General features: G+C 68.3%; 10 protein-coding genes and 2 pseudogenes. 2 read left to right on the top strand and 10 right to left on the bottom strand.

Features of this window, described 5'->3' with window-relative positions; translation table 11 throughout:
* The first annotated feature begins 42 nt into the window (after positions 1-42).
* The gene (locus tag OG842_RS01495; RefSeq protein ID WP_443063954.1) at positions 43-1,308 is read left to right on the top strand and encodes an IS701 family transposase; all 1,266 of its coding nucleotides are present in this window, start codon (positions 43-45) and stop codon (positions 1,306-1,308) included.
* 259 nt (positions 1,309-1,567) lie between these two features.
* On the opposite strand, the pseudogene OG842_RS01490 reads toward OG842_RS01495, so the two are convergent.
* The 3 genes and pseudogenes from OG842_RS01490 to OG842_RS01480 form a co-directional block, all read right to left on the bottom strand.
* Positions 1,568-2,987, bottom strand: a pseudogene (locus OG842_RS01490) (transposase).
* A 169-nt stretch (positions 2,988-3,156) separates the two neighbouring features.
* Complete coding sequence (locus OG842_RS01485; protein WP_266726724.1) at positions 3,157-4,110, bottom strand: DUF5996 family protein; 954 nt, start codon at positions 4,108-4,110, stop codon at positions 3,157-3,159.
* A 580-nt stretch (positions 4,111-4,690) separates the two neighbouring features.
* Positions 4,691-5,824, bottom strand: coding sequence for an IS630 family transposase (locus OG842_RS01480; RefSeq protein WP_266726723.1), 1,134 nt, complete (start codon positions 5,822-5,824; stop codon positions 4,691-4,693).
* Positions 5,825-6,092: 268 nt separating this feature from the next.
* Here OG842_RS01480 and OG842_RS01475 point away from each other — a divergent pair, with 268 nt between their 5' ends.
* Positions 6,093-6,503 carry an SMI1/KNR4 family protein gene (locus OG842_RS01475; protein WP_266726722.1) on the top strand — a complete coding sequence of 137 codons (411 nt, stop codon included), beginning with the start codon at positions 6,093-6,095 and terminating at the stop codon, positions 6,501-6,503.
* A gap of 515 nt (positions 6,504-7,018) precedes the next feature.
* Here OG842_RS01475 and OG842_RS01470 read toward each other — a convergent pair.
* From OG842_RS01470 to OG842_RS01440, 7 genes and pseudogenes are all read right to left on the bottom strand, one after another.
* Positions 7,019-7,729 (bottom strand): enoyl-CoA hydratase/isomerase family protein, encoded by a 711-nt coding sequence (locus OG842_RS01470; protein ID WP_266726721.1) that lies wholly within the window; start codon positions 7,727-7,729, stop codon positions 7,019-7,021.
* 326 nt (positions 7,730-8,055) lie between these two features.
* A complete protein-coding gene (locus tag OG842_RS01465) occupies positions 8,056-8,661 on the bottom strand; it encodes a GOLPH3/VPS74 family protein (protein ID WP_266726720.1) in 606 nt (201 codons plus the stop codon).
* Between the two features lie 608 nt (positions 8,662-9,269).
* Positions 9,270-10,015, bottom strand: a pseudogene (locus tag OG842_RS01460) (SDR family oxidoreductase).
* Positions 10,016-10,264: 249 nt separating this feature from the next.
* Positions 10,265-10,510: a hypothetical protein gene (locus tag OG842_RS01455; protein WP_266726719.1), complete on the bottom strand. Its 246-nt coding sequence runs from the start codon at positions 10,508-10,510 to the stop codon at positions 10,265-10,267.
* Positions 10,507-10,875 (bottom strand): hypothetical protein, encoded by a 369-nt coding sequence (locus tag OG842_RS01450; protein ID WP_266726718.1) that lies wholly within the window; start codon positions 10,873-10,875, stop codon positions 10,507-10,509. Before OG842_RS01450 ends, OG842_RS01455 begins: the two co-directional genes overlap by 4 nt.
* Positions 10,876-11,514: 639 nt before the next feature.
* Positions 11,515-12,084 carry a hypothetical protein gene (locus OG842_RS01445; RefSeq protein WP_266726717.1) on the bottom strand — a complete coding sequence of 190 codons (570 nt, stop codon included), beginning with the start codon at positions 12,082-12,084 and terminating at the stop codon, positions 11,515-11,517.
* Positions 12,085-12,354: 270 nt separating this feature from the next.
* On the bottom strand, positions 12,355-13,443 hold the full coding sequence (locus OG842_RS01440) for a hypothetical protein (RefSeq protein ID WP_266726716.1): 1,089 nt from the start codon (positions 13,441-13,443) through the stop codon (positions 12,355-12,357).
* Positions 13,444-14,770: the final 1,327 nt, after the last annotated feature.

Genomic DNA, 14,770 nt, shown 5'->3' with positions numbered 1-14,770 from the left:
GCGATGGCGTGTCTTCTTGATGGGTCGTGTCGTTGACAGGACGTGCTGAGTGGGGAGTTGGCTGCGGTCCGGTGTGATCTGGAGGACTTCGCGGCGGAGATGTTCGAGCCGTTCGCGCGAGCGGATCAGCGTCGGTGGGGTGGGGTCTATCTGCGGGGCCTGCTGCTGGACGGCGGGCGCAAGTCGGTGGAACCGATGGCCGCCCGCCTGGGCGAAGACGGGAACCGGCAGGCGCTGGCCCACTTCATCACCTCCAGCCCGTGGGATGCGGCGCATGTGCGGGCCCGTCTGGCCTGGCGTATGCAGCCGGTCGTCAAGCCCACCGCGTTGATCATCGATGACACCGGGTTCCTCAAGGACGGGGATGCGTCGGCGTGTGTGACCCGGCAGTACACCGGCACTGCGGGCAAGGTCACCAACTGCCAGGCCGGGGTGTCGCTGCACCTGGCTTCCAACGGCGCCTCGGCGGCGGTGAACTGGCGTCTGTTCCTGCCCGGGAGCTGGGATCCCGCCTCGCCGAAGGCCGATCAGGCCAAAGTGGCCCGCCGTGGCAAGTGCGCCATCCCTGCCCAGGTGGGCCATGTCGAGAAGTGGCAGCTGGCCCTCGACATGATCGACGAGACGCGGTCCTGGGGCATCGAGGTGCCCCAGGTCATCGCCGACGGCGGCTATGGTGACACCGCCGCCTTCCGGCTCGGCCTGGAAGAACGCGGTCTCGATTACGTGGTGGGCATCTCGACCTCGACCACCGCACAGCCCGAGGACGCACAGCCGTCTGCCCCGGCCTGCACAGGCCGGGGCAGACGGCCGGTTCCTGCCTACCCCGAGCCGGCCCGGAGGGTGAAGAGCCTGGTCATCGCGGCCGGAAAGTCTTCCGCGCGGCCGGTGCAGTGGAGGGAGGGATCACGGCCGGGCAGTGGCCGCAGCGGGCACAAACGCATGTACTCGCGCTTCGTGGCCCTGCGGATCCGGCCCGCCGGACGCGAGATCCGCAAGGCCACGGCCGCCACCGAGCTTCCGGTCCGCTGGTTGCTGGCCGAATGGCCCGCCGACCAGGACGAGCCCGTGCAGTTCTGGCTCTCCAACCTGCCCGCAACCACCCCGTTGCCCGTCCTCGTGCGCACCGCGAAGCTCCGCTGGCGCATCGAGAACGACTACCGCGAGATGAAACAGGCCCTGGGCCTGGCCCACTTCGAAGGCCGAACCTGGCCAGGCTGGCACCACCACGTCACCCTCGTCTCGGTCGCCCACGCCTTCTGCACCCTGCAGCGACTGAGCCGATCCCCAAAAGAGACGGCGTCGGCCTGAGCCTCTACCGAGTCGTCCACGAGCTGCAGATACTCCTCGCGATCTGGACCGGCGCCTGCCCCACCTGTCACCGCAACATGCCAGACCCCGCACCAACATGACCAAGCACTACTAGGAGCGTGTCTCAGTACCGAGTGAGCGGGTCTGCTCGATGTATCGGTCGCGGCCGTCCCCTCGGCATCTGTGAGGCTCTGGCGGGTCCTGCCCGTCAGGTTTCCGGCGGGTGGGGCCTGTGATGTGACCGGGGAGGCCCGGCCGGTCAGCCGGCCAGAGCGGCGAGTCCGGCGGTTCCGACGTGTCGGAAGATCTTGCGGAGTTGTGGTAGCCGGCGAGCAGGCGCTACTCCGCGCGGGCGCCGTCTTTGCCCCGGAGGAGGAGCTGGCGGCCGTGCTGGCAGGTCATGATCTGGCCGAAGACGGGTTCGACGATGGCCTTGCGGCGACTGTAGGCGGCCTTGCCCGGTTTGGTCCGCAGTTTGCGGGCCATCCGTCCTTCGACGTCGCGTCCTTGGGGGATGCGTCCGCGGGGTGCGGGTGGGACCTGCTCGTCGTGGGCGAGTCGGCCCGTGGCCATGAACGTGTCGGTTCTGCAGGCGAGTTGGCGGTCCCGTACTGCTTCGAGGTTGGTCTCGGAGCAGTAGCCAGCGTCGACGAGTACCTGCTTGGGAGGGGTGCCGGTATTGGCGGCGGACTGGTCGAGCGTGGTGGTGTAGTTCAGGGTGTCGGAGGCGATGGTCGTCACGTCGGTGGCGGTGATGATCTGGTGGGCCTCGTCGACGACGGCCTGAGCGTTGTATGCCTGTATGTAGGCATCGTCGCTGTTCTTCATGATCCGCGAGTCGGGGTCAGTGAAGTTGGCCTGGGCCTTCTGCTTCGGGCGTGCCTTGTTGGCGGCCTGCTCGCCGGCGTCGGTGACGGCTTGTTCGTTGTTGTGATGCATGTGCGCTGCTGGGTGCGGCGTTCTTTGTCCTCGGCGTGGAGGCGCGCTTTCTCGGCGGCCTCGGCCTCAATTTGGGCGCGTGCGGCTTGCAGCCTGGCCAGGCGCTTCTCTCGGCGGTCGAGTTCGGTGGGCAGGTCGGTGTCCTGCCGTCGACGCCGAACCTGGAGTCCTCGTCGGTGTCGGTGGCATCGGCGAGCAGGGCGGCGGCCTTCACCTCCAGGAGGGCGATCCCGGCCTCGATCCGCTCCTCCCTGTCGACGACGGCCGTCGCTCATCGCCTTGTGCTTGTAGGCGTTGGCCTCCAACTTGGCGCCGTCCGGGGCAACGCGGCCCATCTTGACCACGCCCGGTTTCTGTGCGAGGTGCAGTGACCGGGTGAACAGATCGGCGAGCGCGTTAAGGTGGCGGCGGCGACAGCGGGCGATCGAGCGGAAGTCCGGGGCTTGGTCGGCGGCCAGGAATCGGAACGCGACGTCCTCGACGCACTTGCGCTCGATCGCCCGGGAGGAGCGGATGCCGGTGGTGTAGCCGTAGATCAGCAGTCGCAGCATCAGCCTGGGGTCGTGGGGCGGGTGGCCGCGCCTTTCGGTGTAGTCGGCAAGGAGTGGGGAGAGGTCGAGAACCTCGTCGACCAGGTCCGTGACGAACCTGGCGAGTTGGTCCTGAATCAGCCAGTCGTCCAGCGAAGGTGGCAACAGCAGGACCTGGTGCGGGTCGAACGCTCCGAAGGGCCTGTCCACCGCCGCCGGACGGTCCTGCCGTCGTTTCGCCTCGACCGGCTCGATCTCGAACAGCCCATCCTCACCACGCATACCGGGATCATCCCGTACGAAAGATCACGAGACGCGGGCGGGTTGCCCGTTGCTGAGACAGGCTCCTAGTCTTCCGGGTCGGGAATCTTGACCTGAGTCAGCCGTGCTGGTGCTGGACGAGCGCGGGCGGTGTCCTGCTCATGTACCAACCCTCGACGCGAGGTCCGACGAGGTCGGACGGCCATCCTGCCGTCTCGACGGCGGCATGGTAGACGGCGTCACCGAACGCCACAATGGCCTGGTGCGGGTCCGCTGTCTCCCTGAGCTTGGCCCAAGGCAGACGCACCAGACCAGCGTCGGGATGCCAGGCGGCGCCCTCGACACCCCAGGACCGGCCCTCGAGACCGTCCGGCTGGGGCCAGATGTATGCGTACATGCCCACGTTCGGCGCCTTGGCATCTCCGAAGGAGAATCCCACCGACACGTAGGCGTCGAGCTGGGCGTTCTGCATGAACGGCGGCTGGTGGGGCGGCGGCACTGTGTGCCGCGCGCGGTAGCGCGTGGCGGACAGGTCGAAGCCGCCCCACATCACACCGACCCGGGGGCGGTGTCCCAGGAAGGGGGCCTGCCACGCCTCGAGCCCGTCAGCGGCGAGGTTCAACGCTGTCCAGATCAGCCGGGCCGCGTGGCCGTCCCAGGTGCGTTCGACGTCATCGTCCTCAAAGCGCGCCGGGGCATCCGGAATCTCGCAGATCAACGAGCTGCGCGGTCGGTGTATGCCGAGCTCGTCTGCCGCATCGCAGAAGGACGCATAGAACGTGGCGACTGATCCCTTGGTCATTGGCACCGTCCGCGAGCCGTTGTCGGCCTCGATGACCACGCCACCGTCGAGCAGGTTGTAGTGCACTGTGAAGGTCACGCCTCGCTGCCGAAGGGTTGGCGTACTGAGCCCCCGGGGGGTGACACCGAGGACGATGTTTCCCCAGCCGACTTCGAAGGGCTCGTCGAGGGTGTACTTGCCTGCGACCTGTACCACCCGGTTCACGTAGTCAACCATGGGCGCCAGGTCCTCATAGACCAGCGTCGGCCACGCATTGAGACGTTCGCTCATAGAGAGCCTCCCAGCGTGTCGATGGGATCAGTAGGAGGGACGTCAGGTGATGCGCCCGCTCCCTAATCCAGCGACGGGCGGGCCTCGTACACCGAACTGTGATCCAGTACCCAATTTTCACACGCAGGTCAGGGTCCTGCCCACTCGGTGGCGCCGGGCGTCCGACGTGCTGGGCCAGCAGCCAGGATGCGGTGGACGATCGAAAACCCCGCCGAACCGCGCCGCTTCTTTGCAGGTCAGCTTCCTATCAGACGGTGGAACGCGGTTCACGGAGGGTAGAGCGCCGTCGATTCGAACGGGGTGGAGGCCGACGCCGCGGCCGTCGTCGTCCTGCTCACGGCCACGGCGTCCTCGGTCTGCAGGGACACGGCGGCTCCCGCCCGGGCCTGACCGAGCCGGCCCGCCGCACCATCGTCAGACTCGGCGTGGAGCGGCCCCCGCTGGCACGAACATGGATGCGCCGGGCACAGTTTGGTCCGCCTCGGCACGGGCGCGCTGCATCACGAAACCTAGGTTACTGAGCTCCTAGCTGGTAGGGCTTTGTGTCAGGTCGATGGCCGTTGGGCGTTCTAGTGCCGGATCAGGCAACGTTTGCCCTGTTGACGACGGCGCGTAGGCGTTGGTCGTCGGCGTGACGGTTTCGCCAGATGATGTAGCGGCGGATCATGCTGCCCTGTTCCTTGTGGGCGGCATGGTCGGTGCCGTCGAGGGTGAAGTAGCGCAGGGCCGTGAACTGGGCCTCGATCCGGTTGAGCCATGAGGAGTTCGTCGGGGTGTAGGCGATCTCGACGTTGTTAGCCGCGGCCCAGGTGCCGACCCGTTGGCACCTCTTCGTGGTCAGATGCGGGGAAAAGTTGTCGCAGACGATCGCGATCCGCACCGTCGACGGGTACAGAGTGCGCAGGTAGCGGCAGAACTCGAGGAACTGCGTCCGCCTCTTGATCGGCTTGATGTGGCCGTAGAGCTTGTCCTTGGCCAGGTCCAGGGCGGCGAACAGGTGCCGCACTCCGCCGTAGCGGTTGTAGGTCGCCCGTCGCCGCCGGCGTGGTTCACGGTCGGGGCTCTTGTGCTTGCCGCCGCGTTCGGCCCACTGCCGGCCCGGGTGGGGCATCAGGTTGAGCGGCCCGAACTCGTCCATGCAGAAGATGACTTCGGGTTCGCCGTCCTCGGGTATGACCTCGCCGTCGGCGATGGCGTACGGGTGCTCGACGCGCGCTTTCTTGGCCGCGTAGTCCGGATCACGGGAGGTCTTCCAGGTCTTCAGGCGTTGAAAGGAGACTCCCTCCTCGCGGAGCAGGATGCGCAGGCCCTCGTGGCTGATGTCGTCGACCACCCCCTCGGCGACCAGGAAGTCCGCCAGCTTGGACAGGCTCCAGGTCGAGAACGGCAGGTCGTGCTCGGTGGGCTTGGACTTCGCGATCTTCTTGATCTCACGGCGCTCCGGCAGCGTGAACGTCTTCGGCCGACCACCGGCGTACTTCGGATACAGAGAGTCGAAGCCGTCGGCGTTGAAGTTGTGGATCACGTCCCGGACCCGGTCGTCGCTGGTGAACGACACCTCGGCGATCTTCGCCACCGGCATGCCCTGCGCGGAGAGCAGCACCATCTGGGCCCGCCGCCAGGTCACCACCGACCCGGTGCCTCTGCGGATAATCCGCAGCAGCCGCCGCCCGTCATCGTCATCGATCTCTCGGACACGCACTCGTTCTGCCACCCGGACAGAATGACGCCCACGCTCCGTCCACCACAGCACCCGGACGGCGCGTCACATCACAACAGGGCAAACGTTGCCGGTCACGGCACTAGCTCCCTCCTGCCGATATGAGTCCAGGTGAACCCGCGGCGTGCCGGGGCTCCGAGGGGAACCGCCGTGCCGGTGGGCGGGGAGGCGTGCGGCTGTCATCCCGCCCATGAAGGAGAAGCCGAACGCCTCGGGGACGGGCCGCGGCGACCGGAGCCGGGGTCCGTCGCAGAATGGGGCCATGGAACTGGAACAGGGGGAGCAACCTGTAACGGATGACGAACTCGACGCCTTCGAGCGGTTCGTGGGCCGGCCCCTGCCGCAATCGTTCCGACGGTACTACCGGGTGAGCAACGGCGGGTGGTTTCCCGCGGGGGCCCCGAACTCGCTGGGGGTTCACGGCTTCAACGCGATCGCCCGCGGCGCGCTGCCCTTCTGCTTCGACGCGGGCGGGAACCTCTTCATGCTGGTCCTGGACGCCGAACGGTACGGGTGCGTCGATCTGTGCTTCGCCGACGGATGGACCCAGGAGTCGACCGGCCTGGACGCCGAGAAGTTCTTCCGAATCCTGCACGCGGACCTCGGTCCACAATCGGGTCCGGACTCCGGGAAGGCGGGCCTGGACCTGAGGAAGGTCGGGGGCCGGTCATGAGGGGTGAAGGGGAGCAGGAAATCACCAGAACGCTCACCCACCCATAGACCTGACCAGGTCCGCGAGGACGCGGTCGTCGCGCTGCCGGGTCGGGCGGAGGCCGCGGTCTGGATGTTCTGGTCCAGCGGGTGGGTTGGCCCCGCGGAACGTACGAAGTGACCGCAGGACCGGCCCATGAGCGACGTCCTGTCAGGGCACACCTGCCCGACCGTACGAGCGGCAGCGGTTCACGGCCCGGCGAGCTGCTGCATACGTGCTCCCCCAGCCGGCGGGCCCAGCGGGTGAGCCCACGGTTTGCGGGTTGGCCGTTGCTCCCGCAGGACTGCTCCCGGCCGTCCAGGCGTCTTGTTGGTCCTGATGCGACGACGTACGACGCGGTCCCGCTGCCGGCAGCACACCATCGGGTCCGAGCGGCACTGTTCGGCGATCGGCGCGTTTGCGGACGTTGCCGAGCCATGTGCCGAGCCCACGCCGCGGACCAATTGGCGATCGGCGGCCCGTCAGTCTCATCACGCTCACAGCTCCCCGAGCACCGCGCCGTACTCGAGTTCGGTGCGGGAACGCTTCTGCAGCCCGCGCTGCATGAGGGCGCCGACCCGGGCTGCGCTAGCAGGGTCACGTGCCAGGACCTGGAATTGGGCCGCGTCGACCTGGACGTCCTCCTTGGGCGGGAGGCCCGCCGCGTTGATCCGGCGCTTGGCCGGCTGCACGGCCGCCTCCGGGAATCCGGCGATGCGCTCGGCGAGGCGCTCGACGTAGGGGACCAGCTCCTCGTCCGGCACAGCCTTGTTGACCACGCCGATGCGTTCGGCCTCGCGCGCGTCGAGGTCCTCGGACCCCAGGATCACCTGCATGGCCTGGCCGCGGCCGGCGAGCCGCACTGGTTGCTGCACCGCGCCCGCGCCGGGTAAGACGCCTGTGCCCACCTCCGACTGGCCGATCACCGCACGCTCGGTGGACGCGAACCGTATGTCGCACGCATACAGCAACTCCGCACCGGCGCCGCGCGCCCGGCCTTCGAGGACCGCGATCGTCACGGGGCGCGCCTCACTGAGCCTGCGGAACAGCGTGCCGAGGCTGCTGTCGTCGGGCCCACCGGACGTTGCCGCCATCGCCGTGTACTCGGCGATGCGCTCAAGGTCGACGTGCGAGATGAACAATTCGCGGTCCCCGCTGCGGAAGACGACCACCCGCACACCGCCGTGGGCCTCGGTGTCGTCGAGCAACGCGATCAGGTCGGCTACGAACCGTTCGTGATCAGGTTGATCGGGGGATTGTCGATCGTGGCCCAGAGGACCCCGTTACGCAGTTCCGCGCGGATCGTCGAGTAGTTCCAAGGCATGGTCTACGGCTCCTCTGCCCGCGGCTTTCCCGGACCATTCCAGACGGTGATCTTCGTCGGTTCGCGGTTGGTCTCACCTCTGAGGTCGCTGACTGGAGCCGGTCCCTGCCTGACCGGTCTTGGTCCCAGGCCCTCGCCGGGTGAACGGCTGCTGCGAGCCGAACGGTCCTGGTGCTCGTGCACCGAAGAACTCACCGTCCGGCGTCCCGGTCATGGCTGTCGCCAGATGTTGTCGAAGGCCGCCTCTTCGATCTGCCGCTGTTGCCGTACGGCTGCGAGTTCCGTCACTGCTTCGTTGACGGCGGCCAGCACAGTGACGAGTGCGTCGGCACTGGGCCCCCCGAAGTCGTCGGCCGGCTCGTCGTGGACCCCCACTGCAGCCGCGAAGCCCGCGAGGACGGGCTCGCCGGACGTCCAGCGCTCGACCGCGTGGCGACGGGACGGTGAGTCGGCCGGCGCTGTCCGGTCGAACCTGCGGTGAATCCAGCGGTGCCGTTGCCGGGTGATCGTCCCTTCCGCCTCCAGTGCGGCGCGATAGGTCTCGGACAGGCCACGGCCTCGGCGCCACAGCCAGTCCTCGACGGACTCGTACGGCGCCTCCTGGTCGAGCGACGACGCGGCCGCGTCCAGCAGCCGATCGTCCATGGCCCGCTGCGGGGCGGGCACGATGCGGTCGCCGTCAAGGGTGACGGCGCCGGCGTTGACGAGGTCGATGAGTTCCGCTCCCGCGAGGGCCAGCGAGAGGTCGCCCTGTTCGACGGGACGGTCGGAGGTCAGGTCCAAGGCGGCGATCAGCAGGTCCCTGGGTGTGGTCATGTCGGACTCCATGTCAGAGGCACTGGTGGCGACGCGCCGCCGTTCCTGTCCGGGTCCGGGGCACTGGCCACCGGTGCGGGCTCTCGTGACCGGCTCGGTATGTCCCACCATCACCCTGTGCTGGGGGAACCTGATGCGCAGAACAGGGACCGTAGCGGCAACGGAAACCCAGGGCATCGACCCGACCGACCACCACCACCCGCGCAGCCGCGCGCCACGAGGCACGCGTGTGGCTAGGATCGTTCATGCGCTCAAAGTAGCATGCATGTAACAATATGTTACGTAAGGCTCTGTTCTCACGGCCAGTGCCCACCACGGACCACGGCTTCCACGTCACCGCGATGCGTGTCGCGGAAGTGGACGCGTATGTCGACACCACCGACGCAGGGCAGCGGTGGTGTCGAAGGCGCAGTCATCCCTTGCAGTGTGCTTGCGGTTGGGTTTCTCTCCCGGCGCCGGGCTCCCGCGTTGCCCGCCCGCTGCGCTCTTCGCCGCGGTCATTCCGCAGTGCCCCGCCGAACCATCCGCCGCCGTGGTCGCGGCCGGGACTTCCTGAGCCGGAACGTCGAAGAGTGGCATGCCCCTGCGTCGGGGCATGCCACGGGAGCTCATGCCTGCGGGGTGAGCCAGTCGCTGAAGTGGGTGCCGGCGGTCTGCGCGCCGGGGCCGGGAAGGAGCGTGGTCTCCTCCAGTTCGGTACCGAAGTACGTGGCGTGCGGATCGGTCACGACGGTGCGCGGGTCGTTCTTCGCCGCGAGGCCCTTGCGGATGATTCCGGTCAGTCGGAAGGTGCCAGGGCCCGCCACATCCACCACCCCGTTGACGGGGGCGCCGACAGCTGTGCGGCCCACCGCGGCGGTCACGTCGTCGGAGTGGATGGGCTGGATCTCGACCGGGGCCAGACGTACGGTGTCGCCGTCGGTGGCCTCGGCGGCGATGCCGTTCATGAACTCGAAGAACTGCGTGGCGTGGACGATGGAGTACGGAATCCCGGACGCCTTGATCAGCCCCTCCTGTGCCTGCTTCGCACGGAAGTACCCGCTCTCCTGGAGGCGCTCGGTGCCGACCACCGACAGGGCGACGTGGTGGGTCACGACGACCTCGGCCTCCACCTTGAGGAGATTTGCGGTCGAGGTACGGAAGAGCTCCATGCCGCCGTCGTACGCGAACGAGGGGGAGTCGGACACGTCCGCCACCGCCTGGGTGCCTTGAGGACTTCGGCGAGGCCCTTCCCGGTCAGCGTGTTGACGCCGGTGCTGGGCGCGGCCGGTACTGCCTGGTGGCCGTGCTCGTCCAGCTTGGCGACCAGCTTTGAGCCGATGAGTCCGGTGCCGCCAATGACTACGACGTTCATGATGGGAATCCTCTCGGGAGACCCGGAGCACATCCCGGGCATGCTGTGCGAGACCGTCATGGTCGGCGGAGAAGTGGTACACCGTGTCTGACGTCCCCCGGGCCGGCCCGCTGTGCACCCGGATGAGGGCGGGCCGGCCCGGGACGGGAGAGTGGCGGAGCAGATGACGTCACGTCAGCGCTCACGCAGGCGTCGACCTTGGCCGCCCCGCTTATTCCCGGTCCCGGTACCGGTGCCGATTCGGCCGCGTCAGCCGACGGAACTGTGAACGAGATCGATGTACTGCTGCGGGAGTTCTTCGAGCGACAGCTTCGTGATGCTCGCCGGTCCCGTGCTGTAGGAATCCTCGCCTTGAATCAATCCGTTCCCGTCGACCGGCCACAGCAGCAGCTGACGGTGGACGATGAGGTAGTCGGCGGATTCGTCGTCGACCGGGAATCCGAGCTGCGCCGCGTACGAGCCGGGATGGATCTGCTTCAGGAACCCCTCGGTCACCAGGCAGTGATCACGAGAACCAGTCGGTCGAGGGCGTACTCAAGGACGTTGCTCCGGGACGCGACGAAGGCCGAGTAGAACGTTCGCACACCGTCGGTGCCTTTCGGTCCGACGTCGTTGCCCCTGGACCAGAAGTGGTACGCGGGTGTGGGGCTCAGGGTTGCCATCAGTCGGTCGAGGTCCGCTGCCGCCTCGGCCTTCATATGTTCGATGACCGCTTTCAGTACCACCCGATGCCGTTCGTCTGTCGTGGTTGCCAGACGCTCTTCAAGTGGCGCCCAGGTGCGATTCGGGTCGTTACGTAACAGGCATGAATTGAGTTCCTTTTCCGTAGCAGGGATGGGGTTTTGAACCCGATGGTCCACGTGATCTCTGCTGATCCGACCTCGGAGCCTCGATTGTGACCCGGCCGCGTTGGACTCACAGCAGACGGTCGTCGGACGATTCCGGCGGAGCGCCCGACTCTTGTCGGGTAGCTGGATGCCGGGCCGCGCGCGGACCATTGACGACGACCGCTATTCAGGAGGAAAAGGGCTCACTGTGCTGCGGGACCCGGCGGCTCAACGACGTCGACGGACTGGCATGAGGGAACGGGTCAGAGATGGGGCATGAGCAGCTACGGATGTCTGAACTGGGAGCCGATCCGGCATCGATCTTGGTGGCCATGCGGTGACTGTAAGGGGCGAACGCGGGCGTTGCGACAGGATTCGGCGTGGCTTGCTCGGGGCGCTGGGCCACTCTGGGCCTCCTGCGGTCCAGCCGAGTTGGGTACGCCCAGCCCGTGTCTTCCGCACGATCAAATATCTGAACCAACCGACACGGCTCCGTGGCATCGGGGCTCTCCACCGAACGGGACGATGCGCGGCCCTGCTCGACTTCTGCACGCAGCTGCCGCAAGCGGTCCTTCATCGCCTGCTCGGCATCAGCCCCATGGCTGCCGAGCGTTGGGCCGCCGAAGCCGTCAGGACCGCCTACGCAGCGGAGGCTGCCCGTCGATCACGCCCCTACGTCGCGCCGATGGCAGCAGCCTGCGTGCGGCAACGTTCCAGCCCCACCATTACCTCTGCACCGCCCGGGCCGTCCCTGCTCGCCAGTAGTTCGCCGGCTGTAGTCATGGCGGCCCAGAAAACGGGCGGTGAGCCTCGCCCGTCCCGGAACCGGGTCTTGGCGAAGTAGAGGAAGATCTTCGTGAGCTCCCCGGTGCGAAACCACCCGAGCAGGCCGCCGGGACAGCCTCCGCGGGTGCCGGCGGCGGTGCCCAGCAGGTCGCGGATGTGCTCCTCGTGCTCGTCAAGCACTCGGTCCACGATGAACACGTGCCCGAACGTGAGAACGAAGGCGAGGTCCTCCTCCTCACCCACCGCGAATTCCACGAAAAGTGGCTCGACCTCGCGGAGTCGGGCCTCGGCGTCAGTCCGGGGCACGCCCAGGGCCAAGCACACGGCCAACGCACAGACACCCCACTCGCCTGTCCTCGTGGCTAGTTCGGCGAAGACCTCCTCCTCGCTCCGCCCTGCGGCGAGCATCTCCTGCGCCTCCGGAACCAGCGCGTCCTCGCCCTCCCCGTGATTCATGGCGAGAGGCTACCGCGAGGTGGGACGGCCGGGGCCGGCCGCGATCCCTCGGTCACCGAGGCAGCATGAAGCCGCCCAGTCAACGGGGGTGTGAAGCGCAGCGGAGCCGGATCACAGCCCTGTTCCGCACACTCGGATGTTCAAAGCTACCGATGGCCCCCTCGGGCACCCGGGCGTTCAGGAGTCCACGAGCGATCCCGATCAGGGCGGCAGGTGGAGGAGACGGCGGGCATGTCGGACCGGGGCCCGGTGGTCGGGGACTGTTTCTGTCTACGGGTGGGAGGTCTGCGGGGGAACGGTGGGGCGGGGTGCGCGGTCGAGGCCGGCGAGCAGGCGTTCGGCGTCGGTCATCAGTGATCCGTATACATGCCAGGCGCCCGGCTCGGTCAGGGTGCCGTGCTCGATCTCGCGGGTCATCTTCGTGTGCCACTGGGCGACGTCGTCGATGGCCCGGCGCAGTCGCTCGCGGGCCTCGTCCTCGGCCGGGCTCTCGGCCGGGCCGGGGACGGCGAAGCACGTCACCGCCTCGCCCGCCGCCTGCAGGGTCGCCGCGTAGCGGTCGAGGAACATCTGCCCCGGGCGGTGGTCGTCGACGGTGTCGGCCAGCGTCCGGGCGATGCCGCGGACCTGGAAGGTGATCCGATGCAGAGCGCGCAGAGCCTCGCCGTGGCCCGAGGGCTCGCGTCGTCCGCGTACCGCGACGCACCGCGTGTTCCAGCGCAGGCTCTCCTGGCTCTCACGGACGTCCTCGTGCGCCCGCACCGCCAGGTCCTCCAGGCGTCTGCCCTTCTCCAGCCAGGTGTGCGCGCGGTCGGCGTGCTGCCGTTCCCTCAGCCCCCGGCCCATGTCGACGAGCAGCTCCCCCATGGCCACGGCCAGACCGCGCACCGCGGAATCGGAGGCGCTCAGGTGCACGGGCGGCAGAACGAGGGCGTTCACCGCGACCCCCACCACCGCTCCGGTCAACGCCGCCAGGGTCAGCGCGACCACATGGCCCACGGGAACGGCCGTCGCCGCGGCCAGGGCCAGCACCGCCGTCGAGGCGACCTGCAGACGGCCGTCCGAACCCCGCCGCCCGGCAACGACCAGCGCGATCGCCGGGATGGCGGCGGCACTTCCCGCGGCCGGACCGAGCAGCCACACGACGGCCAAGGCCACCGCCAGCCCGGCCGCCCGGGCGGCCACGCTGCGCAGCGCCTGCGTCACCGACCGGTAGACGGTGGGGGCGCTGACCATGGCCAGCGCGGTGGCCACGGCAAGATACCGCTGTTCCCCCGGCAACCACCACGAAGCGGCCTGCCAGGCCAGGAGGGCCGCGATCAGGACCTTGGCGGTCCGTACCGCTGTCGGCCGTGCCATCGCGGATCGAATCGCTGCAAGCCGTACCGACCGGACGACTCGCGGCGGCCACCAGGCCCGGCCCGCATTCCGCCACCACACGGCGACGGCCTGACCTCGCGCCAGGACGTGTGCTGTCATGCTTTCGGCTCCTGCTTCATCCTTCATCCGGGACGGCGCTGTGCCGCTCATCCGATCCGCAGCCGCCTGCGTACCCCCCCTCGCGGAGCACTCGGCAGCCCTGCGGTCCTGCGGCCCGGAACGGTGATGCCCTCGCCGCGATGATCGGGCCGCTGTCGTGCGACAGCGGCCCGGCGATACAGGCCGCAATGAGACATGAAGACACTACTGGTAGATATGTTGAAATTTAAACTTCCAGTGTGTGGGGTATGTCATGGCTGCCGAGAGCCCGCAGGGCGTGGTTCGGCCCGGTCGATGCCGCCGTGCTTCGAGAGCTTGGAGCCCACCGCTCGCCGGCGTTTCGCCAACCGGGTCCAGAGTCGACCTCCGAAGCCGAATCGCATCGGCTCGGACCTCTCGAACCGGCATTCGCTCGGGGGCTGATGGCCGTGTGGCGATTCATTCCTCGCTCGCCGGACTTCCGACGGTCCCTCACTCGCGAGAGGTTGCGTATGCGGGCACGTAGATGCGCTTCGTGGTTGTGGTTGTGGGAACGCTCGCCCTGAGGGCGTTCGCCGTACCGACCGCGCAGGCGGCGGACGCCGGCGTCAAGGTACCGAACCTGGTCCTGGGCAAGGGCGAGCCCATCATCGTGCCCAGCCGCAGCGCACGGCGCCCGGCTGGATCGGCGGTACGTACAGGCCGACCGCGGTACCGGCGCTGGGAACAGTCGATCCCCCACTCCGGCCGTGCCGGGGCCTCCAGCCGCGACGGCGCCGCTTCCCGCGTTCGGCTCTGCGCGGGGAGGGGGAACGGGCCAGCACGCCGAGAACAGGGGCTTCGGCGCAGGCGGACGAACCAGACCGGATTCGGTGACACGCTTGCGATCCCGTTTCGATCCGGTCGACCATGGGGCGGCCGGTCGTTTCCGTGCGCGACGGGTGCTGTGACCGCATAGGTGCGCCGGGTAGTGGTCGTGGCGGTTGGGCACGTGGTGAAGCTACAGCGGGTCGTGCGCCGGGGCAAGATTGACTCGGTGCGTCACCGGCGCGTGATGATGCTGCTGGCCTCGGCCTTCGTTCCGGCGCCGAGCCCTGCCATTGGATGTGTCCATCGATCCGTCGGCGCCGCTTCCGGCCCCCTTGAAGCAGATCGCCCGATGCCTGCGGTTGTCCGGCAGGGGTCTGTCGGTGTTCGCGGACGGGGTGCGGGCCGCATGGCCTGGTCG

Source organism: Streptomyces sp. NBC_00376, assembly GCF_036077095.1.
Classification (GTDB): domain Bacteria; phylum Actinomycetota; class Actinomycetes; order Streptomycetales; family Streptomycetaceae; genus Streptomyces.
This window is presented reverse-complemented; position numbering and strand designations above follow the sequence as displayed.

Coding starts and splice junctions, on each gene's coding strand:
- OG842_RS01485 (WP_266726724.1), bottom strand. CDS start 4,110: ATGAGCGAACGTCTCAATGCGTGGCCGACGCTGGTCTATGAGGACCTG.
- OG842_RS01440 (WP_266726716.1), bottom strand. CDS start 13,443: ATGGCACGGCCGACAGCGGTACGGACCGCCAAGGTCCTGATCGCGGCC.
- OG842_RS01475 (WP_266726722.1), top strand. CDS start 6,093: ATGGAACTGGAACAGGGGGAGCAACCTGTAACGGATGACGAACTCGAC.
- OG842_RS01445 (WP_266726717.1), bottom strand. CDS start 12,084: ATGAATCACGGGGAGGGCGAGGACGCGCTGGTTCCGGAGGCGCAGGAG.
- OG842_RS01465 (WP_266726720.1), bottom strand. CDS start 8,661: ATGACCACACCCAGGGACCTGCTGATCGCCGCCTTGGACCTGACCTCC.